Below are 18259 nucleotides of genomic sequence, written 5' to 3' on the forward strand. Positions count from 1 at the left end.
CTGCGTCTGGAACTGCGCGCTCTAGGGTTTTCTCCATGACCCAGTTCGAGAACGTGAGTGTCGTCAAGCAGGCCAACATCTACTTCGACGGCAAGTGCGTCAGCCACACCGTGCACCTCCCCGACGGCACCCGCAAGTCGCTCGGCGTGATCTTCCCCGCCACCCTCAACTTCGGCACCGCTGCCCCGGAGACGATGGGGATCAACGCCGGTCGCTGCAAGATCCGGCTCGCCGGAGCCGATGAGTGGCAGGAGTACGGCGCCGGGCAGTCCTTCGAGGTGCCGGGCGACTCGTCGTTCGACATCGAGGTGCTCGAGACCCTCGACTACGTCTGCCACTACCACTGATCCATCTCCCCCCGAGACGGACGAAGGGCCGCGATCGAGTGATCGCGGCCCTTCGCCGTAGTCCGTGATGACGCGTCGTCAGCTGGCGTCCTGGCGACCGTAGTCGTCTTCGATCCGGCAGATGTCGTCCTCGCCGGTGTAGGCACCGTGCTGGACCTCGATGATCACCAGCTCCTCGGAGTGCTCGTTGGTGATCCGATGCGCCTCGCCGACCGCCACGTCGATCGACTGGCCGGGCCCGGCGACGATCGTCTCGCCAGCGACCACGCAGGTGGCGATCCCGAAGATCACCACCCAGTGCTCGGAGCGGTGACGGTGCGTCTGATAGCTCAGGCGCTGGCCAGGCTTCACGTGGATGCGCTTGACCTTGTAGCCCTGGCTCTCGTCAATGACGTGCCACGAACCCCACGGGCGAACTGCAGAATCATGTGCCATCAAAAAGATCCATTCCACGACGAGCCAGTCGGCAACAGTACTGCCCCCAACAGGATGGTGCAGGTCTTGGCTCAACCGTAGCGACAACTCCGCGAAGTCGCGCGCTTTCTGCCCGACCGGGTCGCAGCGCGCCGGATCAGCTGGAACGACGACGCCGCTCGAGCACCACCAGGTAGCTCCCGCAGACCAGAGCGATGACGCCGAAGACGGCCGCCAGGATGTGCAGCGCCTGCTCTCCGCGCTCGGAGTACTTGTCGGCCGTCGTCGCCGCAGCGTCGTCTGCCCACGTCGAACTGGCGGCGCCGTCTGCCGACGCCGAGGAGGCGTCCGTGTCCGAGCCCCCGGCGCAGGGCCGGTATCCGCCCAAGTCACCGCCCCAGCGATGGACGGCAGCCGGCTCCAGTTGGTATCCGGGCAGAGCCTCGGCCCGAACCTCCCACTCCCCCTCGCGGCCGTTGCCCTCGGTGAGCCGATAGGCGATCCCTTCCCCACCCAGCATCCCCACGAATCCGTAGCTCCCGCAGCCATCGATCGCCCGGACCTGGGGTGCCACCGGGGTCACCACCGTTGCCGGCCCGTCCTGGGCCGCCGCAGAGGTCGCGAGGCCCAGCCCCAGGACCGCCGCGAGCGCGACCAGTCCGGCTCGAACGCTCCGCCTCGTCCATCCATTCATCTCTTGCCCCTTGTAGCCACCGCGCAGGTGCTTGCCCCCTACAAGTGAGATGGCCCACCGGGCGGATCATGACGCAATTCGGGAAAGCGGACTTGTCCGGACTAGACCGATCCATCCCTGGACCGGCTGTCGCAGGGGTCGCCAGAACCACCCCCGACCTGGGAGTCGGGAACTCGCTGTGTACCTCGGAGCTCAGCCGCGAAGGTTGGGTCGGACGTGGAGCCCGATCTCGGGGTCGACGACGACCTCCTGGGCAGCCGGAATGCCGTCGGCGTTCAAGGTGGCGTCAAGCGGTACGTTCCGCTTCACCATGGCCAGCGCGATCGGCCCGAGTTCGTAGTGGCGGGCCGAGGTTCCGACGAACCCGACCACCTTGTCGCCGTGCAACAGCTCACTTCCCTGCGCCGGCAGACGGTTGTCCGACCCGTCCAGGTGCAACATGGTCAGACGACGCGGCGGGCGGCCCAACGTGTGCACGCGTGCGACCGTCTCCTGGCCCCGGTAGCAGCCCTTGTCCAGGTGGACGGCGGAGCCGATCCAGCCCGCTTCGTTGGGGATGGTGCGGTGGTCGGTGTCGATCCCGAACCGGGCCTCGCCACGCGCGATCCGCAACGCCTCGAAGGCCCACAGCCCTGCTGCCGGGCCGGCCGCCTCGGCGTAGGCACCGATCCGGTCGCGGGGCACGAACTCGTAGCCGTCGAAGGCTCCCCCGGCCTGCTTGGCCGGGCGCCAGGTGACCGCGAGCTCGCTGGTGGCGTCCTCGATCTCGACCCGCATCATGAACCGCATCCGGGTGAGGAAGTCGATCAACCCCGCACCGGCGCCAGGCTCCAGGTGACCGGTGAAGACTCCCTCCTCACCACCCGAGTCGGAGCCGAAGACGGCGTGCTCGACGTGCCCCTGCGGGCTGAGCACCAGGAACCCCGTGGGCTGGCCGGACGCGAGCACCTCCTGATGCTGCGTCGTCAGCGAGTGCAGCAGAGTGAGCCGGTCCGGCCCGGAGATCCGGACGACGTCGCGGTGCGAGAGGTCGACGAACCCGTCGCCCGCCTCCAGCGTGCGTTGTTCGTTGTTGAACGATCCGTAATGGGCGGCGACCGGCGCATCCACACCGTCACCGGAGACCGCTCCGGGCAGCGACAACAAGGGGTTCACGCTGCCAGCCTACCCACCCCTCAATGTGACCTCAGCGCTGGCTTTCGGCCGCAATTGCGACGCTGAGGTCACATTGAGCTAGTAGACGATGGCTTGGACGCCGTCGCCCAGGGCCTCCTCGACGAAGACGGCGGCACCGGCGATCCGGACCCCGGGGAGCAACTGCTCCGCGGTGATCCCCCGTCGATCGGCGCACTGGGTGCAGACGGTGATCCGCCCAGCCGCCAGGATCGTGTCGCGCAGATCGGCGAGCGGCGTCGCCAGCGGGACGCTGAAACCCTCTGCGCGCCCGGGCAGGCCGAACCAGGAAGCCTCACCGGTCAGCCAGAGCCCCACCTCGACGCCCGAGGCCGCCGCAGCGGCGGCGACGGTGAACGCCTGGTTGCACCGTTCGGCATCCTCGGCGCCAGCAGTGACCTTGATGAGAAGCGAACGCGTCATGTCTGCAGAGGGTAGTCGCCGCCATGCTCCTAGAATGGGGCCCATGCCGTTCGAGCTCCCTGAGAACCTTCACCCCAACTGCGCCCCGATCGCCTGGATGCTGGGCACCTGGCGTGGCAATGGCCACGGTGACTACCCGACGATCGAGAAGTTCCAGTTCGGCCAGGAGCTGATCTTCACCCACGACGGACGGCCCTTCTTCCACTACATGGCGCGTTCCTGGATCGTCGACGAAGAGGGCAACAAGGTCCGCGACGCGGCCATCGAGTCCGGCTTCATCCGCTGCCTGCCCGAGGGCAAGGTCGAGGTCCTGCTCAACCACAGCTCCGGGATCGCCGAGGTCTGGTTCGGTACGGCCGGCGACGCCAAGCTCGAGATCAGCACCGACGCGATCGCCCGCACCGAGACCGCCAAGGAGGTCACCGCCGGCCACCGCCTCTACGGCAACGTCGACGGCGACCTGCTCTACGCCTATGACATGGCGGCGATGGGCCAGGAGCTCCAGCCCCACCTGTGGGCGCGCTTGAAGCGACAGTGACACCGTGAGCGAGTTCGCCGCCCGACTGCGCAGCAGCGGCAAACGCCTGACCCCGCAGCGGGAGCTGATCCTGGCCGCGGTGGAGACGCTCGGCCACGCGACCCCGGATGAGGTGTTCGCGGAGGTCCGCAAGCGTTCGTCGGCGGTGAACCTCTCCACCATCTACCGCAACCTCGAGGTGCTCGAAGAGCTCGGCCTGGTCCGGCACACCCACCTCTCGGACCGCGCGCCGACCTACCACGCGCTCGGCAGCCATGAGCACTTCCACCTGGTCTGCCGCAGCTGCCAGAAGGTGATCTCCGTCGACCCGAAGATCCTGGACGGCGTCCTGACCCAGCTCCGGGATCAGGAGCAGTTCGTCCCGGACGTCGGCCACCTGACCATGTTCGGGACCTGCGTGGAGTGCGCGGGCGGCTGAGCCGTTACGCCGTGGCCGACACGGCCAACGGGCCGAGCACCGCCGCGATCCGCGCGACGGCGGCGTCGATCTGTTCCGCCGCGGTGTCGAAGTGTGCCGCGCTCCGGCCGTACGGGTCGGCGACGTCGTACTCGGCGACCGGCACCGAGCCGCGTATCTGCGCACACCCCGCGATCAGCGCGGCAAGGTCCGCAACCGGCGCCTGTGCCTGGACATGCTCGCTCAGTGCCACGAACTCGGTGATGGTGAAGCTGCGCCGCAACGCCTGCGGGGTCTCGGCCAGCATCGAGGAGCGGATGCCGCGGGTCGCGGTGAGCACCAGATCGGCGTGCGCCAACATCTCGGTGCTGCACAGCCGGGCGCCGAAGCTGCCGGTCGCCGCGCCACGTTCGGTCAACGTACGCAGGGACTCCGGCGCCATCTCCCGTCCCTCGAGAGCCCGAACCCCAGCTGAGGCGACCTCGATCGCCCCCGGGAAACCGGCGTCGGCGAGGCGCAGTTCGAAGAGTCGCTCGGCAACCGGGGACCGGCAGATGTTGGCGACGCAGACGAAGAGCACAGTGGGGCGCACTCAGGCAGCGTAGTGGGCCCGCTCGGTGGCCCCGTCGCTGGCCTGCGAAGTTGGTAGGGTCCCAGCGTGTTGTCTGCACAGAGCCCCGCCGGCGAACGGCCCCGCGGCCGTCCAGGGGCGACGTCCCATGCCGAGATCGAACAGGCCGCCTTCTCCCTGTTCGCCGAGCACGGCTTCGATCAGACCACCCTGGACGCGATCGCCCGCTCCGTGGGCGTCGGCAAGCGGACCCTCTTCCGTTACTTCGACTCCAAGAACGACATTCCCTGGGGCCAGTTCGACCGCACCCTCGACACCTTCCGCTCGACCCTGCGCGCGATGCCCGACGACGTGCCCCTGTGGCAGGCGGTGCACCGCGCGGTGCTCAGCTTCAACACCTACCCCGAGAACGCCTCTCCCCCGCACCGCGAGCGGATGCTCCTGATCCTGCGGACCCCTGCGCTGCAAGCGCATTCGGTCCTGCGCTACGAGCAGTGGCGGGCCGTGATCGCCGAGTACGTGGCGGAGCGGACCGGCCGCGATGTCGCGGACCTGCTTCCACAGACCGTCGGACAGGTCAGCCTGGCGTTGGCGCTGGCGGCGTACGACCGGTGGCTGGCGGACGAGACCGCCTCCCTGCCCGACCTTCTGGACGAAGCGATGACCGGGCTGCGGGCCCACCTGGCGCCCTAGCCCGCGTCGGGAGCACGAGATCCGGCAGCAAGGCGCGGACCGACCGGCCCTGCCACGCCGACCACCAGACTCCAGCGCCATAGGCGAGGTCATCGGCCCGCCGTGCCAGGAGATGCCGCGCCGGATCCAACGAGGTCGTTCGACGCCGACGTGCGAGGACGGCGTCGGCGAGCAACGCCGCAAGCGCCACCCGGCGGCCACGCGGGCCGAGGGCGGCGCCGAGAACGGCCACCGGCCAGGCATGTCGCACGGTCAACGAGACGCCTTGCTCCAGGGCGGTTGCGGCGCCACGCGCGGTCAGCGCACCCGCCTGCCGAGCCCGGGCCAGCGGCTGCGGTTCGGGGAGCCGGCGCCACAGTTGGATCGCGCCCGTCGCGCAGGCGAGCACAGCCACCGGCAGACTCCACCGACGCTGCGCCGCGACGGCGAGCAACAACGTTGCGGTCCAGGGGGTGAGCACCGCAGGCGCGACGGTCGCACCGTGCCGCTGGGCCAACGGCGTCGCCCCCGTCCCGTACCGGAAGCGGCGTTCCAGCCACGCTCCCCACTGCACGCGGTGCTCGTGGTGGACCGGCACCTCGGCCGCATACCGCACCGACCCGCCGGCCGCGACCAGCCGCCAGATCAGGTCCACGTCCTCTGCCACCCGTAGCTGAGGGTCGAACCCGGCTCCCAAGGTCTCGACCCGCGCCAGCCAGCAGGCGCTGGGGAGCCAGCCCACCGGAGTACGCGGCTGGACCACGGCAGACCGCGTGCCCATGTCGAGCGCGGAGGCCTCCTCCTCGTAGCGGCCCAGCCACGACGGCGCCGAGGGAAGGGCACAGACCCGTGGCGCCACCACCGCCAGAGCCGGATCCGCGAAGTGCCGCAACAGATGGTCCAACGCCGCGCCACCGACGACCACGTCGGAGTCGACGAAGAGCACGAACCGGGTACGCACCTGGGCCAGCCCGGCGTTGCGGGCGGCGGCCGGTCCTTGGTTCGTCGCCAGCCTGATCAGCCGGTGGTGTTCGCGGCCGGCGATCGCTGCGTGCAGGGCAACGGGGTCCGGTGAGGCGTCGTCCACCACGATCACCTCGGCACAACCGCTGGGCAGGGCGTCGAGCAGGCGGGTCAACGGTGCCGCCCGGCCATGGACCGGCACCACCACGGTGACCTCGCTGCGCTCGATCCCTTGCACCGTGCTGAGATCCAGGTGCGCGGCGCCCGCCCTGACCAGGGTGGCGGCCAGCGCCGCACGGTTGCCGTCGGTGACCTCGAGACCGCCTTCGAGGAGCTCCCGCACCCCCGCACCGAACCGGAAGAGCCTGGCCGGCGCACCACCGACCAGGGTCGAGTCGTCCAGCCATCGGGATCGGTCGTCGAGTCGGACGATCGCACCACGAGGCAGTGCGTTCATCCGACGAAGCCGCCGTCGGCCCGCAGCACCGAACCGTTCAACGCGGCCCCGGCCGGCGAGCAGCACAAGGCGATCACCGCTGCCTGTTCGGCCGGAGTGATGGCCCGACGGATCAGCTGATTCGCGACGAGCTCGCCTACGTCGTCGAGCTGATAGAGCTCTGCGGTGGCCTGCAGCATCGCCGTCTCGGTGGCGCCGGGAGCGACTGCTACAGCTGTCACCCCGGTACCCACCAGGTCAGCGGCCAGACCGCGGACGATGCCGATCACCGCATGCTTGCTCGCTGCATACGCGGAGAGCCCGAACATCCCGCGCTCCCCCGCCGCCGAGGCGACGGCCACGAAGCGGCAGCCCGCCGGGTCCGGCTGGGCGAGCAGGTGCGGCACCACGGCGTGGGCGGTGTTCCACACCCCGAGAGCGTTCACCTCCCATTGGCTGGCGAACTCGTCGGCCGAGGTCTCCCACAGTGGCCGACCACCGCCGATCACGCCGGCGGCGGCGACCACCACATCGAGTCCGCCGAACGTGGCCACCGCGGACGCGGCTGCAGCCCGCAACGCCGCCGGATCGCGGACGTCGCCGACGTGGGCCAGCACCTGGCCCGGATGCCGTGCGGCGACCGCTTCCAGCTCAGCACGGTCCGCCAGGGAGCCGCGGACGCCGACAGGCACCTCGTCGCCGGCGCAACTGTCGAAGGCGAGCACCCGATATCCCTGCGCACACAGGGCATCGACGGTCGCCGCACCGATCCCGCGGGCGGCTCCCGTCACCAGTGCGACGCGAGCCGGCCGGGTCATTCGGTCTCCACGAGTTGGCCGACCGCCCCCTCGCGGGAGGGCGACGTCAAGCAGCCTCGGGCGTCACGCTGCCGGCCGATGACCCGCCCCGCGACGTCGTCGATCAATCCGCGCCACAACCCCTGTCCGGTGACGGCGTCCGCCTGCGTCGGGTCGCCGAGCACGCCGTTCGCGGAGACCCCGATGACTCCGTTCTTCATCAGCTGCGGCATCAGTTCCTCGATCGGTCGCAGGTTCCCCGGCTCCGCCTCGGCCATCGCGACCTGCTCGGGCGCCAGGTGCAGCATGAGCGAGGTCTCGGTCTGTCCGGCGTGGGCGTCGACATGGCCGGAGGCGCAGGGCACCCAGGCCGCGTCGTGTCCCTCGGCGACCAGCTGGACCACGGCCCGTGTGAGCGCGGGAATGTTCCCACCGTGACCGTTGATGAAGACCACGGACCCGGCCCAGAGCTTGAGCGAACGAGCCAACTCGATGAGGACCAGGCTCAACGCGTCGGTGCCGATCGACATCGTCCCGGCGAAGCCCTGGTGCTCCCCGCTGGCACCGTAGGGCAGCACCGGAGCCACCACCACCGGCCCGAGCTCGGCGGCGCGCTCGGCCGCGACCAGCTCCGCGGCCTGACGGGTCACCTCGGCCGCGATCGCGGCGTCAGTGGCCAGCGGCAGGTGCGGACCGTGTTGCTCGACCGAGCCCACCGGCACCAGGACCAACGCCCCGGCGGGCACGTCGGTCCAGCGGGCGCCGTCGAGGTGCAGTACCGCAGACACCGGCTCAGCCCCGCAGGGATGCGTCCAGCGCCGGCGCACCCAACGACTGGTGGAACTCCGCAGGGACCAGCAGGTGTTCCTCGGTGAGTTCCCCCAGCGAGGAGACCGCGAGGCCGCGCATCGCCGAGTCGATACCGCCGTTGATCACGTCGAGCACGTTCTCCACGCCTGCTTGGCCGTTCGCCGCGAGGCCCCACAGGTAGGCACGCCCGATCATCACGGCCTTCGCCCCCAGCGCCACCGCCTTGACCACATCGGAGCCGCGCCGCACGCCGCCGTCCATCACCACGTCGATCTGGTGCCCGACCGCCTTGCTGATCGGCTGCACCATCCGGATCGCGGCCGGGGTGCCGTCGATGTTGTTGCCACCGTGGTTGGAGACCGAGATGCCGGCGACGCCCGCGTCGACCGCGCGCAGGGCGTCGTCGATCCGGCAGACGCCCTTGAGGACGAAGGGCGCACCTCCGCTGATCTGGCTCCAGGTCTCCCGCATCCAGGCGACGTCCGCCCAGGTCGGCGCCGGCGTGGTCATCCACTCGTAGTAGGCGCCGAAGAAGGTCGGCGCCGCGCCACCCGGCGGGGCCAGGTTCGGGGCGGTGAGGTCGGGGATGTTGCGGGCCTTGGCGAACTGAAGGCCCCAGCGGACCTTGGTGGCGACCTTGGGTGCCATCCGCACCATCGTCTTGAGGTCGACCTTCTCCGGGATCTCGGGGCTGCCCCAGTCACGGCCCATCGAGAAGGACCAGTCCAGGGTGGCGATCAGGCCCTTCGATCCGGCCGCGTGGGCACGCTGCATCCGCTGGATCATCGTGTCGCGGTCACCGGTCCAGTACATCTGGAAGAAGGTGGTCGCTCCGGTGGCGACGACCTCTTCGACCGACTTCGAGGCGAAGTTCGACAACCCCATGATCGTGCCGCGCGCGGCTGCGGCTCGGGCCACGGCGGCCTCGCCGTCCGGGTGCACCGCCTGGACGCCGGTAGGGCTGATCAGCACGGGCGAACTGACCTGCTGCCCGAAGACCGTGGTGCTCTGGTCACGTTCGGCCGTCGCGCCGACCACGTGCGGAGCCATGCCGAGGGCCGCGAAGCCGTCGAGGTTGGCCGCGATCGACTGGCCCCGCTCGGAACCGGCGACGAGCGCACCGTAGACCGGCTTCGGCAGCCTCTTGCGGGCGCGCTCCTGCGCGACCGCGACCGATTCGAACCAGGGGTTCTGCTTCCAGGGGTTCTCGAGCTTCATCAGCAGCATGCCTTTCCAGAGGCGCCGGCGCGGCAACCACAGCCACCGTCGGCCGGGACGTCGAAGTCGGCCGGGACGAATCCGGCCAGGGGGTTCTCCGCGCAGGCCGAGACCGGCGGCGCGGCGGGCGGTTCCAACTGATCAGGACGGCGTCCCAGAGTCAGCATCACCGGTTGATTGCGGGTCGGGTTCGCCTTCGAGTGGTCCTGGCTCGCGGCGGGAATCGTCCGCGGTCCGGCCAACGCCTGCTCGCCGTATCCCTGGACGCACTCGGGGTCGGGGCCATCGAGCGGCAGCCCGGTGAAGAACTTCGCGGCCATGCACCCGCCGCGACACGAGTCGAAGAACTGGCAGGAGCTGCACGCTCCGCCGGTCTGCGGCGAACGCAGCTCGGTGAAGAGTTCGGAGCTCTGCCAGACCTTCTGGAAGCCGCCCTCGTCGAGCAGGTTGCCGGCCAGGAAGTTGTCGTGGATGGCGAACGGGCAGGCGTAGACGTCGCCGATCGGGTCGATCAGGCAGACCACCCGGCCGGCGCCGCACAGGTTGAGCCCGGGCAGCGACTCACCGAAGGCGGCCAGGTGGAAGAACGAGTCGCCGGTGAGCACGTCCTCGCCGTGCGCCATCAGCCAGTCGTACAGCTCACGCTGCTGGTGCGGCAACGGGTGCAGTTCGTCCCAGACGTCGGCACCGCGGCCGCTGGGGCGGAGCCGGGTCAGCCGCAGGGTGGCCCCGAACCGGTCGGCCAGGGCCTTGAACTCGTCGAGCTGGCCGATGTTCTGGCGGGTGCAGACCACCGAGATCTTGGCGTCGGAGAAGCCCGCCTCCTGCAGGTTCGCCAACGCCGTCAACGCGGTGTCGAACGAACCGGGCCCACGGACGTAGTCGTTGACCTCCGCCGTTGCGCCGTCCAGGGAGATCTGCACGTCGACGTACCCGTTGCAGGCGGGCGAGGCGAGGAAGGCCGCACGCTCCGGGTTGAGGCGGACGCCGTTGGTGGAGAACTTGACGCCGACCTGGTGGTTGACCGCGTACTCCAGCAGGTGCCAGAAGTCCGGCCGGATCGTCGGCTCGCCACCCCCGATGTTGACGTAGAAGACCTGCATCCGTTGAAGCTCGTCGATGACCGCCTCGCACTGCTCGGTGCTGAGTTCGCGGGGGTCACGCCGGCCGCTGGAGGAGAGGCAGTGCGCGCACTCCAGGTTGCAGGCGTAGGTGAGTTCCCAGGTCAGGCAGATCGGCGCATCGAGACCGAGCTCGAACTGCTCGATCAGGGTTCCGCCGAGCGGCCGGGACGCCGTCGCGGTGGGCTCCTGCAGGGTGGTCATGCCGATGCTCCTTCACGGGGGCGGATCATGTCGGCCTTGGCCAACGATTCGAGGGCGGAGGCGTAGGCCGCCCAGTGGGGTTCCGGCACTCCTGCCTCGACGAGCGCAGCGCGGACGTCGTCGCATCCGCCCAGCGCCTTGACGACGCTCACCAGCTCCGGGCGGCGCAGGAAGGTGAGCCGCCGATTGCCGAAGTGGTAGGCCAGCGCGCCGAACGGTTCGGGCCGTAGGGCCACCGACGGGGACAACTGCCATGCCTGGTCAAGCACCGGAACCCCCGCGGCTCAGTAGACGCCGCACATGCCGTCGATCGAGACTTCCTCGATCAGCATGTCTGCGGTGAGCTGCTCGCTGACGGTCTCCGCGTTGGGATCGATCGTGATGTCCATCCGAAATCTCCTCAGTTCAAGTGGCGCGCGCCACACTGAGGAGATTAATGGCACTCGTTGCCAAAAAGCCAGGGTTCTCGGACAAGTCCGTGGCAGAAAAGTCTGACGATCAGTAGGCACCCTTGCTGAGCAGCACCGCGCGGACGGTCTTCAGCATGATCAGGATGTCGCCGATCAGGGACCAGTTGTCGACGTAGTAGAGGTCCATCCGGACCGCCTCGTCGAAGGGCAGGTCACTGCGCCCCGAGACCTGCCACAGCCCGGTCAGTCCGGGCCGCACCAGCAGACGGCGGTGCATGTGGGCGGGGTAAGCCTCGACCTCGGCCGGGAGCGGCGGGCGTGGCCCGACCACACTCATCTCGCCGCGGATGACGTTGAACAGTTGCGGAAGCTCGTCGACGGAGAAGCGCCGCAGCCACTTGCCGACCCGGGTGATCCGCGGGTCCTCCTTCATCTTGAACAGCACGCCGTCGGTATCGCTGCTCGCCACCAGGTCGTCGCGCAGAGCGTCCGCGTTCACGACCATCGACCGGAACTTCCAGATCCCGAACCGGACGCCGTCGCGCCCGCTGCGTTCTTGGCGGTAGAAGACCGGGCCTCGGTCCTCGAGCTTGATCGCGATCGCCGCCAGCACCATCACCGGAGCCGCGGCGAGCAGCATCGCCGAGGCCACCGCCAGGTCGAAGCTCCGCTTCAGCAGGCCCTGGGCCCGGCTCACCTGGGGCTTGTCGACATAGACCAGAGGCATCCCGCCGACCTGGCGCATGTGGATCCGGGGCCCGGCGATGTCGAGCAACGCCGGCGCCACCACCAGGTTCACCTGGTGACCTTCGAGCGCCCAGCCGATCTCCCGCAGCGCGGCCGCGGACTCGTGCCCGCCGCCAGCGACCAGCACGGTGTCGGCACCGGTCGCCTCACAGGCAGCCACCAGGTGCTCGGTACCGCCGAAGACCGGGACACCGTGTACCGCGCTCGGGTTGCCCCGGGGCGCGGCGGCACCCGGCATGCAGGCGCCGACCAGGGTGTAGCCCGTCCAGTGCAGTCGATCGAAGTTGGCCTGGATCTCACCCAGTGCGGCCGGGCTGCCGACCGCGACCACCCGTTCCGCCAATCGCCCCCGAGAGCGGGCGAAGTGCAGCGCCTTGCGGACCAGGTAACGGCCGGTCAGCAGCATCGCCGTCCCGCCGGCGAAGCAGACGATGAAGTATCCCCGCGAGAGGTAGCTCTGGGTCAGGAAGGCCAACGTGCCACCGGCACCTGCCGCGATCCCCGAAGCCATCGCGACGATCCGGAACTCCTCGAACCCTCCACCGAGGTTGCGCCGGGCGTAGGCACCGAACGCGACCAGACAGCAGAACCAGGCCAGGAAGAGCCAGGGGGTGATGCCGTTGCGGATCGAGAAGACGAGGGTCTCCTCCGACGGCGCGATCATCCCGTCCAGCCAAGCTCTCATCGAGACCGCGACGAACGAGGTCAGCGCCAGCACGGCGGCGTCGACCACCGCGATCGCGGCGACCACTCCCCACAACCGGCGCGAGAGCGAGCCGGCCGGGGCGACGATCTGATCCGGTGCCGAGGCGGGGCGGAGCTCACGCCGAGCAGCGGGGACAGGCACCGGAGCAGCGCCGAATACCGCCTCGCGGGTCAACTCGCTCATCGCTCACGTCCTCACCGTTGGGCACCGACCGAGAAGTCACGGCCTGCGTGCTGGACGTGGGTTCAACGACCCAACTTCGGTGAGGTCACACCCCGAGAACGGCATTACCCAAGAGCGGGTAAATCGGTCTGGACCAGTTGCGCGATCAGCGCGGAGCGCACCCCAACAACCGCCGCGCCTGCTCCGGGGCCATCGGCGGACGCTGCGCCAACCGAGCCAACTCGGCGGCCCGGCTCACCAACTGGGCATTGCTCTCCACCGGCACGCCACGGGACAGGGTCAGCACGTCCTCCATCCCGACCCGCAGGTGTCCGCCCATCGCCAGCGCAGCCAGCGCGACCGGCAACGTGCTGCGGCCGACGCCGGTCGCCGACCAGCTGGTGACCTCGCCCGGCAACGCCGCCACCGCCGCCACCATCGTCGGGACGTCACCCGGCATGCCACCGGGCACCCCCATCACCAGGTCGACGTGGACCTGTCCCCCGAACGGCAGCCCGTGCTCCCGCAGCAGGCGCGCCAAGGAGTGCACCTGGCCCAGGTCGAAGAGCTCGAACTCGGGAACCACCTGGCGCTCCTGACTGAGCCGGTAGAGATCGACGATGAAGGGCCACGGGTTGGCGAAGACGTCGTCGCCGAAGTTGGTGGTGCCCATGGTCAGCGAACAGGAGTCCGGCTCGGCATCCAGGACCGCGAGTCTGGCCGCGAAGCCGTCGTGGACCGAGCCCCCGGTGGAGAGCTGGACCAACAGCCCGGTGCTCTCACGCAGCGCGATCACCGTCTCCCGCAGCGCGGCCGGATCAAGGCTCGGTTGGTGCGCGGCGTCGCGGATGTGGACGTGGATCATCGCCGCGCCGGCGGCCTCGCACTCCTGGGCGGTCTGCACCAACTCGGCAAGGGTGGTCGGCAGCGCGGGGCAGGCCAGTTTGCTGGTCTCCGCGCCGGTCGGCGCGACGGTGATCATCACCTGGTGTGCGGCAGGGTTCTCCATACCCGGCATCGTGGCAGAATCACGCCGCCCACCTCCACCCCTAGAGTGAAAGATTTTCTCGATGCGCGCCGTAGTTCAGAGAGTTTCAGAAGCTTCAGTCTCCGTTGACGGGAAAATTGTCGGCAAGATCGACGCTCCTGGGCTCCTGGTCCTGCTCGGCATCACCCACGACGACGGTCCGGCCGAGTGCCGCTGGCTGGCCCGCAAGGTCCGGGACCTGCGGATCCTGCGCGACGAACGTTCGGCCGGCGAGCTCGACGCACCGATCCTGGTGGTCAGCCAGTTCACCCTCTACGGAGACGCTCGCAAGGGACGCCGTCCGACCTGGCAGGCAGCTGCTCCGGGCAGTGTCAGCGAACCTCTCTACGAGGCGTTCTGCGCCGAGCTCGAAGCGCTGGGAACCCCTGTCTCACAAGGGGTCTTCGGCGCCGACATGGCTGTGCAGCTGGTCAACGACGGACCGATCACCCTGATCTTGGAAACACCACCCACTCTTTGACCCCAAACAGCCTCGCCGGAGTAACGGATGCCTCTAGGCTTCGTTGACTGCGCATCACCTCTTTCACTGATCTTTAAGGCCTGGTGTGGATCTCAAGGACCTCCTGCATGTTCTCGGGCGCCGTTGGAAGACCATCGTGTCGCTCTTCCTTCTGGCAGTTGTCGCCTCCGGCGTCTACTCGTTCCTAGCGACCCCGCAGTACGAGTCGAAGGCGAGGATCTTCATCTCGACCGACGTCGACGATCCCACTGAAGCGATCGCGGCCAACTTCATCTCGACCGGCCGCGTGGCCTCGTACGCCGATCTGGCGACCAACAACGAGCTCATGCAACTGGTGATCGATGAGCTCAACCTGAACCGCGGCCCCAACGAGCTCGCGGACCAGATCAAGGCCGAGGTCGAGCCGCTCACGGTGATCATCAACATCACCGTGACCGATCCGGACGCCGCGGTCGCCCAGCAGATCGCCCGTGTCCACTCCGAGGCGATGACCGAGTACATCGGCAAGATCGACGCCCCGAAGGGCGCCGTCACCCCGATCCGGGCCACCGTCGCCGACCCCGCGTCGTACAACCCCGACCCGGTGGCACCGCGCACGGTGCTCAACGTGATCATCGCCGGCGTGATCGGCCTGATCATCGGTATCGGTGTCGCACTGCTCCGCGAGGTCATCGACAACACCGTGAAGACGGTCGAGCACGTCGACAAGTACAGCGGCGGCGCGGGCGTGATCGCCCACCTGGCCCACGACCCGGAGATGGCCAAGCACCCGCTCTTCTCGGACCTCTCCGGCTACGCGCCGCGGGCCGAGGCGTTCCGCGTGCTGCGGACCAACCTGCAGTTCCTGGACCTGGACAACCAGCCGCGTTCCTTCGTGATCACCTCGGCGATCCCGGGCGAAGGCAAGACCTCCACCTCGACCAACCTGGCCATCGCGCTGGCCCAGGCCGGACAGCGCGTCCTGCTGGTCGACGGCGACCTGCGCCGTCCTCGGATCGCCGACCTGCTCGGCCTCGAAGCCTCCGTCGGCCTGACCACCGTGCTGGTCGGCAAGTCGACGTTGGCCGAGAGCATCCAGATCCACCAGTCCAGCGGGGTCTCGTTCCTTGCCGGTGGGCCGTTGCCGCCGAACCCGACCGAGGTGCTGCAGTCGCAGGCGACCAAGGACCTGATCGGTCGGCTGCGCTCGATGTTCGACGTCGTCATCATCGACGCTCCCCCGCTGCTGCCGGTGGCCGACGCGGCCATCCTGGCCCGCGCCGCGGACGGCGCGATCATGGTGGTCCGCTACGGCAAGACCACCCGTGACCAGTTGGAGCAGGCCACCGGCCGACTGCAGCAGGTGGACGCGCGGATGTTCGGCGTCGTGATCAACCGTGCTCCGCGCCGCGCCACCAGCCACTATTACTACTACTACGGAGACAGCGAGGAAGAGACGCTGCGTACGGCCCGATGACGATCGCGAAGTCGCTGGCGACCTACCTGGTCGGCGTCGTCCTGCTGCTGGGCCTGGTTCTGGCCGCCCGCGACTCGTTGATCATGGGCGCAGTCAGCGCGGCGGCGGCACTCACCTTCGTGATCTGCGTGCAACTCGGCCCCGAGCGGGCCGGCACCTTCTTCGTCACGATCGCCCTGTTCTGTGGGCCGATGGGCGGCGCCACCCCGATCCCGGGGGCCACCTTCGTCACCTTCACCGACATCTTCTTGGTGATCGGCTTCACCCTGCTGGCGCCCGGCTTCTTCGTGCACCGGTTCCGCCTGCCTCCGCTCTACCTGGCCGGCGTCACCTTGGTCGTCCTGCTCGGCATCCTGGCCACCCTCAACGCCGAGGATCCGCTGACCAGCGCCAACCTGTTCGCCCGCTTCATCGCCTCGGTGGTGATCCTGCCGATCGCCTTCATGATGTGGGCCCCGTCGATCCCGATCTGCGTCAATCTGGCGCGCGCCTACTGCCTGGGCACGGTCTTCAGCACCGGCTGGGGACTGATGAAAGGGACGGCGGCCGACACCGGCCGCTACATCGGCCTGACCGAGCACCCCAACGCCCTCGGCCTGACCGGGGTGCTGGCGGCCGCACTGATCCCGTTCATCGTCAGCCACACCAAGCCGTCGCAGCAGTGGTTCTGGTGGGGCGTCGGCGCCACCCACCTGTTCACGATCTGGATCAGTGGCTCCCGCGCCTCACTGCTGGTGATCATCGCGCTGATCGGCTTGTATGTCGTGGTCGAGCGCTCCACGAAGGCGGTCGGCTGGCTGATGGCCGGGGCTGTGGTCGTGCTCGCCTTCGCCGAACGTCTGCTCACGCAGAGCGACAACGCGCTCGGTCGGCTGCTCGGCGGCGGTAGCGCATCCAACTCCGACATCGAGCGCGAGCAGGCGTTGGACAAGGGCATCAAGGCGTTCCTCGAACATCCCCTGCTGGGCAACGGGTTCGCCGATGCGTTGCACGCCCACAACGTCTATCTCCAGGTGGCGGTCTGCGTCGGCATCTTCGGCCTGGTCGGCTGGGTGTTGATCCTGATGGCCACCTGCCAACCCCTGATCACCGCACGCCGCCCGCTGCACCGGATCGCCTACCCCGCCATCGGCTACGCGATGACGGCCCTGCTCACCTCGCTGATGTGGGACCGCTACATCTGGGTGGCGGTGGTTCTCGCGTTGGTGGTCTCGGCGAACCCGAACGCACAGCGTCAGCAGGTCGAGGAGAACGACGAACGCCCCCAACTCGGAGGAGTTGGAGGCGTTCGGATCCGCTAGCCGGCCGGCCGAGGCGATCAGATGCTGATCAGGACCTCGGCGACCGAACCGGTGGCGGCAACGACCTTCTTGTCGACGGTGTCGGCCTTGGGAGCCAACGTCCGCAGGGTCCACTCGCCGTCACCGGCGAAGAACCGGAAGTGACCGGTTGCCGAGGTGGGCACCTCGGCGGTGAACTCGCCGGTCTTGTCGAGCAGGCGCACGTAGGCGTTGCCGACCGGCTCGCCGTCCCGCACGACCTGACCCTGGACCACGGCCTCCTTGGCCACGTTCACGCCATCGAGCGGCAGACCGCCCTCAGTTGCACCGCACATGCTCAGGCCTCCCCGGGCTCGTCGCCCAGAACGACCGGCACGCCGACGAGCGAGCCGTACTCGGTCCAGGAACCGTCGTAGTTCTTGACGTTCTTCTTGCCCAGCAGCTCCTGCAGAACGAACCAGGTGATCGAGGAACGCTCACCGATGCGGCACAGCGCGATGGTGTCCTTGTCCTCGTCGAAGCCGACGCCCGCGTACAGCTCCTGCAGCTCGGCGTCGGACTTGAAGGTGCCGTCGTCGTTGGCGTTCTTGCTCCACGGCACGTTGACCGAGGTGGGAATGTGGCCAGCGCGCTGAGCCTGCTCCTGCGGGAGGTGAGCCGGAGCCAACAGGCGGCCGGCGAACTCGTCGGGGCTGCGCACGTCGACCAGGTTCTGGGTGCCGATCGCGGCCACGACGTCGTCGCGGTAGGCGCGGATGGACTGGTCCTGCTCGGTCGCCACGTAGGTGGTCTCGGCGCGGGTCGGAACCTCAGCGACCAGCTCGCGAGCGTCGAGCTCCCACTTCTTACGGCCACCGTCGAGCAGCTTCACGTTCTTGTGACCGTAGAGCTTGAAGTACCAGTAGGCGTAGGCGGCGAACCAGTTGTTGTTACCGCCGTAGAGGACGACGAGGTCGTCGTTGGCGACGCCACGCTTGGAGAGCAGAGCCTCGAACTGGGCCTTGTTCACGAAGTCGCGGACGACCTGGTCCTGCAGGTCGGTGGTCCAGTCGAGCTTGATCGCGCCACGGATGTGGCTGCGGTCGTAGGACGCGGTGTCCTCGTCGACCTCGATCACCACGACGCCGTCAGTGTCCAGGTTGTCCTCGACCCACTGGGCGGTGACGAGTACGTTCTCGCGGCTCATTTCTCTCTCTTTCAGTGTGATGGGAA

At 68.8% G+C, this 18259-nt stretch carries 23 protein-coding genes; 7 read left to right on the forward strand and 16 right to left on the reverse strand.

The features are described from left to right. Nucleotides 1-35: 35 nt before the first annotated feature. Nucleotides 36-347 carry a pyrimidine/purine nucleoside phosphorylase gene (locus tag ACLM5J_RS00220; protein ID WP_413653986.1) on the forward strand — a complete coding sequence of 104 codons (312 nt, stop codon included), beginning with the start codon at nucleotides 36-38 and terminating at the stop codon, nucleotides 345-347. A gap of 78 nt (nucleotides 348-425) precedes the next feature. On the opposite strand, the gene ACLM5J_RS00225 is transcribed toward ACLM5J_RS00220, so the two are convergent. From ACLM5J_RS00225 to ACLM5J_RS00240, 4 genes are all read right to left on the reverse strand, one after another. Then, nucleotides 426-782: a phosphomannose isomerase type II C-terminal cupin domain gene (locus tag ACLM5J_RS00225; RefSeq protein WP_413653987.1), complete on the reverse strand. Its 357-nt coding sequence runs from the start codon at nucleotides 780-782 to the stop codon at nucleotides 426-428. 136 nt (nucleotides 783-918) lie between these two features. Next, nucleotides 919-1455 carry a hypothetical protein gene (locus ACLM5J_RS00230; RefSeq protein ID WP_413653988.1) on the reverse strand — a complete coding sequence of 179 codons (537 nt, stop codon included), beginning with the start codon at nucleotides 1453-1455 and terminating at the stop codon, nucleotides 919-921. A 192-nt stretch (nucleotides 1456-1647) separates the two neighbouring features. After that, nucleotides 1648-2610 (reverse strand): YgfZ/GcvT domain-containing protein, encoded by a 963-nt coding sequence (locus ACLM5J_RS00235; protein ID WP_413653989.1) that lies wholly within the window; start codon nucleotides 2608-2610, stop codon nucleotides 1648-1650. A 78-nt stretch (nucleotides 2611-2688) separates the two neighbouring features. After that, nucleotides 2689-3051: a DsrE family protein gene (locus tag ACLM5J_RS00240; protein WP_413653990.1), complete on the reverse strand. Its 363-nt coding sequence runs from the start codon at nucleotides 3049-3051 to the stop codon at nucleotides 2689-2691. Between the two features lie 43 nt (nucleotides 3052-3094). Here ACLM5J_RS00240 and ACLM5J_RS00245 point away from each other — a divergent pair, with 43 nt between their 5' ends. Then, nucleotides 3095-3589: an FABP family protein gene (locus tag ACLM5J_RS00245; RefSeq protein WP_413653991.1), complete on the forward strand. Its 495-nt coding sequence runs from the start codon at nucleotides 3095-3097 to the stop codon at nucleotides 3587-3589. A gap of 4 nt (nucleotides 3590-3593) precedes the next feature. After that, nucleotides 3594-4007 (forward strand): Fur family transcriptional regulator, encoded by a 414-nt coding sequence (locus ACLM5J_RS00250; RefSeq protein ID WP_413653992.1) that lies wholly within the window; start codon nucleotides 3594-3596, stop codon nucleotides 4005-4007. Nucleotides 4008-4011: 4 nt separating this feature from the next. Here the strand turns inward: ACLM5J_RS00250 and ACLM5J_RS00255 are convergent, their stop codons facing one another. Continuing rightward, complete coding sequence (locus ACLM5J_RS00255; protein WP_413653993.1) at nucleotides 4012-4578, reverse strand: hypothetical protein; 567 nt, start codon at nucleotides 4576-4578, stop codon at nucleotides 4012-4014. Nucleotides 4579-4644: 66 nt separating this feature from the next. On the opposite strand from ACLM5J_RS00255, the gene mftR reads away from it, so the two are divergent. Further along, nucleotides 4645-5250, forward strand: a complete 606-nt coding sequence (mftR, locus tag ACLM5J_RS00260; RefSeq protein ID WP_413653994.1) for a mycofactocin system transcriptional regulator — start codon at nucleotides 4645-4647, stop codon at nucleotides 5248-5250. On the opposite strand, the gene mftF is transcribed toward mftR, so the two are convergent. The 9 genes from mftF to ACLM5J_RS00305 all read right to left on the reverse strand — a co-directional run bounded on the left by mftF (nucleotide 5135) and on the right by ACLM5J_RS00305 (nucleotide 13812). Further along, on the reverse strand, nucleotides 5135-6649 hold the full coding sequence (gene mftF, locus ACLM5J_RS00265; protein ID WP_413653995.1) for a mycofactocin biosynthesis glycosyltransferase MftF: 1515 nt from the start codon (nucleotides 6647-6649) through the stop codon (nucleotides 5135-5137). The two genes, mftR and mftF, sit on opposite strands and share 116 nt — an antisense overlap. Continuing rightward, the gene (locus ACLM5J_RS00270) at nucleotides 6646-7446 is read right to left on the reverse strand and encodes a mycofactocin-coupled SDR family oxidoreductase (RefSeq protein WP_413653996.1); all 801 of its coding nucleotides are present in this window, start codon (nucleotides 7444-7446) and stop codon (nucleotides 6646-6648) included. Before ACLM5J_RS00270 ends, mftF begins: the two co-directional genes overlap by 4 nt. After that, on the reverse strand, nucleotides 7443-8213 hold the full coding sequence (mftE, locus tag ACLM5J_RS00275) for a mycofactocin biosynthesis peptidyl-dipeptidase MftE (protein ID WP_413653997.1): 771 nt from the start codon (nucleotides 8211-8213) through the stop codon (nucleotides 7443-7445). Before mftE ends, ACLM5J_RS00270 begins: the two co-directional genes overlap by 4 nt. Nucleotides 8214-8217: 4 nt before the next feature. Further along, a complete protein-coding gene (gene mftD, locus ACLM5J_RS00280; RefSeq protein ID WP_413653998.1) occupies nucleotides 8218-9453 on the reverse strand; it encodes a pre-mycofactocin synthase MftD in 1236 nt (411 codons plus the stop codon). Further along, nucleotides 9453-10778, reverse strand: coding sequence for a mycofactocin radical SAM maturase (mftC, locus tag ACLM5J_RS00285; protein WP_413653999.1), 1326 nt, complete (start codon nucleotides 10776-10778; stop codon nucleotides 9453-9455). Before mftC ends, mftD begins: the two co-directional genes overlap by 1 nt. Continuing rightward, on the reverse strand, nucleotides 10775-11047 hold the full coding sequence (mftB, locus tag ACLM5J_RS00290; RefSeq protein WP_413654000.1) for a mycofactocin biosynthesis chaperone MftB: 273 nt from the start codon (nucleotides 11045-11047) through the stop codon (nucleotides 10775-10777). The genes mftC and mftB overlap by 4 nt, the downstream gene beginning before the upstream one ends. Before the next feature lie 15 nt (nucleotides 11048-11062). Continuing rightward, nucleotides 11063-11167 (reverse strand): mycofactocin precursor MftA, encoded by a 105-nt coding sequence (gene mftA, locus ACLM5J_RS00295; protein WP_413654001.1) that lies wholly within the window; start codon nucleotides 11165-11167, stop codon nucleotides 11063-11065. Between the two features lie 109 nt (nucleotides 11168-11276). Further along, nucleotides 11277-12824, reverse strand: a complete 1548-nt coding sequence (locus ACLM5J_RS00300; protein ID WP_413654002.1) for a sugar transferase — start codon at nucleotides 12822-12824, stop codon at nucleotides 11277-11279. 145 nt (nucleotides 12825-12969) lie between these two features. Then, nucleotides 12970-13812, reverse strand: a complete 843-nt coding sequence (locus tag ACLM5J_RS00305) for a 3-keto-5-aminohexanoate cleavage protein (RefSeq protein ID WP_413654003.1) — start codon at nucleotides 13810-13812, stop codon at nucleotides 12970-12972. A gap of 61 nt (nucleotides 13813-13873) precedes the next feature. Here ACLM5J_RS00305 and dtd point away from each other — a divergent pair, with 61 nt between their 5' ends. The 3 genes from dtd (at nucleotide 13874) to ACLM5J_RS00320 (ending at nucleotide 17068) form a co-directional block, all read left to right on the forward strand. Next, complete coding sequence (dtd, locus tag ACLM5J_RS00310; protein WP_413654004.1) at nucleotides 13874-14311, forward strand: D-aminoacyl-tRNA deacylase; 438 nt, start codon at nucleotides 13874-13876, stop codon at nucleotides 14309-14311. 85 nt (nucleotides 14312-14396) lie between these two features. After that, nucleotides 14397-15767: a polysaccharide biosynthesis tyrosine autokinase gene (locus ACLM5J_RS00315; RefSeq protein ID WP_413654005.1), complete on the forward strand. Its 1371-nt coding sequence runs from the start codon at nucleotides 14397-14399 to the stop codon at nucleotides 15765-15767. Further along, complete coding sequence (locus tag ACLM5J_RS00320) at nucleotides 15764-17068, forward strand: O-antigen ligase family protein (RefSeq protein WP_413654006.1); 1305 nt, start codon at nucleotides 15764-15766, stop codon at nucleotides 17066-17068. Before ACLM5J_RS00315 ends, ACLM5J_RS00320 begins: the two co-directional genes overlap by 4 nt. A gap of 17 nt (nucleotides 17069-17085) precedes the next feature. Here the strand turns inward: ACLM5J_RS00320 and ACLM5J_RS00325 are convergent, their stop codons facing one another. Together ACLM5J_RS00325 and ACLM5J_RS00330 are read right to left on the reverse strand one after the other, a co-directional pair. Then, nucleotides 17086-17382, reverse strand: coding sequence for a DUF1416 domain-containing protein (locus ACLM5J_RS00325; protein WP_413654007.1), 297 nt, complete (start codon nucleotides 17380-17382; stop codon nucleotides 17086-17088). Nucleotides 17383-17384: 2 nt separating this feature from the next. Continuing rightward, nucleotides 17385-18233 carry a sulfurtransferase gene (locus tag ACLM5J_RS00330; RefSeq protein ID WP_413654008.1) on the reverse strand — a complete coding sequence of 283 codons (849 nt, stop codon included), beginning with the start codon at nucleotides 18231-18233 and terminating at the stop codon, nucleotides 17385-17387. Nucleotides 18234-18259: the final 26 nt, after the last annotated feature.

This window comes from Nocardioides sp. Bht2 (assembly GCF_047308515.1).
Lineage (GTDB): Bacteria > Actinomycetota > Actinomycetes > Propionibacteriales > Nocardioidaceae > Nocardioides.

Excerpts from the sequence above, each read along its gene's own strand:
- ACLM5J_RS00220 (WP_413653986.1), top strand. The coding sequence starts at position 36 with ATGACCCAGTTCGAGAACGTGAGTGTCGTCAAGCAGGCCAACATCTAC.
- ACLM5J_RS00225 (WP_413653987.1), bottom strand. The coding sequence starts at position 782 with ATGGCACATGATTCTGCAGTTCGCCCGTGGGGTTCGTGGCACGTCATT.
- ACLM5J_RS00230 (WP_413653988.1), bottom strand. The coding sequence starts at position 1,455 with ATGAATGGATGGACGAGGCGGAGCGTTCGAGCCGGACTGGTCGCGCTC.
- ACLM5J_RS00240 (WP_413653990.1), bottom strand. The coding sequence starts at position 3,051 with ATGACGCGTTCGCTTCTCATCAAGGTCACTGCTGGCGCCGAGGATGCC.
- ACLM5J_RS00245 (WP_413653991.1), top strand. The coding sequence starts at position 3,095 with ATGCCGTTCGAGCTCCCTGAGAACCTTCACCCCAACTGCGCCCCGATC.
- mftF (WP_413653995.1), bottom strand. The coding sequence starts at position 6,649 with ATGAACGCACTGCCTCGTGGTGCGATCGTCCGACTCGACGACCGATCC.
- ACLM5J_RS00270 (WP_413653996.1), bottom strand. The coding sequence starts at position 7,446 with ATGACCCGGCCGGCTCGCGTCGCACTGGTGACGGGAGCCGCCCGCGGG.
- mftD (WP_413653998.1), bottom strand. The coding sequence starts at position 9,453 with ATGAAGCTCGAGAACCCCTGGAAGCAGAACCCCTGGTTCGAATCGGTC.
- mftC (WP_413653999.1), bottom strand. The coding sequence starts at position 10,778 with ATGACCACCCTGCAGGAGCCCACCGCGACGGCGTCCCGGCCGCTCGGC.
- mftA (WP_413654001.1), bottom strand. The coding sequence starts at position 11,167 with ATGGACATCACGATCGATCCCAACGCGGAGACCGTCAGCGAGCAGCTC.
- ACLM5J_RS00300 (WP_413654002.1), bottom strand. The coding sequence starts at position 12,824 with ATGAGCGAGTTGACCCGCGAGGCGGTATTCGGCGCTGCTCCGGTGCCT.
- ACLM5J_RS00305 (WP_413654003.1), bottom strand. The coding sequence starts at position 13,812 with ATGGAGAACCCTGCCGCACACCAGGTGATGATCACCGTCGCGCCGACC.
- dtd (WP_413654004.1), top strand. The coding sequence starts at position 13,874 with ATGCGCGCCGTAGTTCAGAGAGTTTCAGAAGCTTCAGTCTCCGTTGAC.
- ACLM5J_RS00320 (WP_413654006.1), top strand. The coding sequence starts at position 15,764 with ATGACGATCGCGAAGTCGCTGGCGACCTACCTGGTCGGCGTCGTCCTG.
- ACLM5J_RS00325 (WP_413654007.1), bottom strand. The coding sequence starts at position 17,382 with ATGTGCGGTGCAACTGAGGGCGGTCTGCCGCTCGATGGCGTGAACGTG.
- ACLM5J_RS00330 (WP_413654008.1), bottom strand. The coding sequence starts at position 18,233 with ATGAGCCGCGAGAACGTACTCGTCACCGCCCAGTGGGTCGAGGACAAC.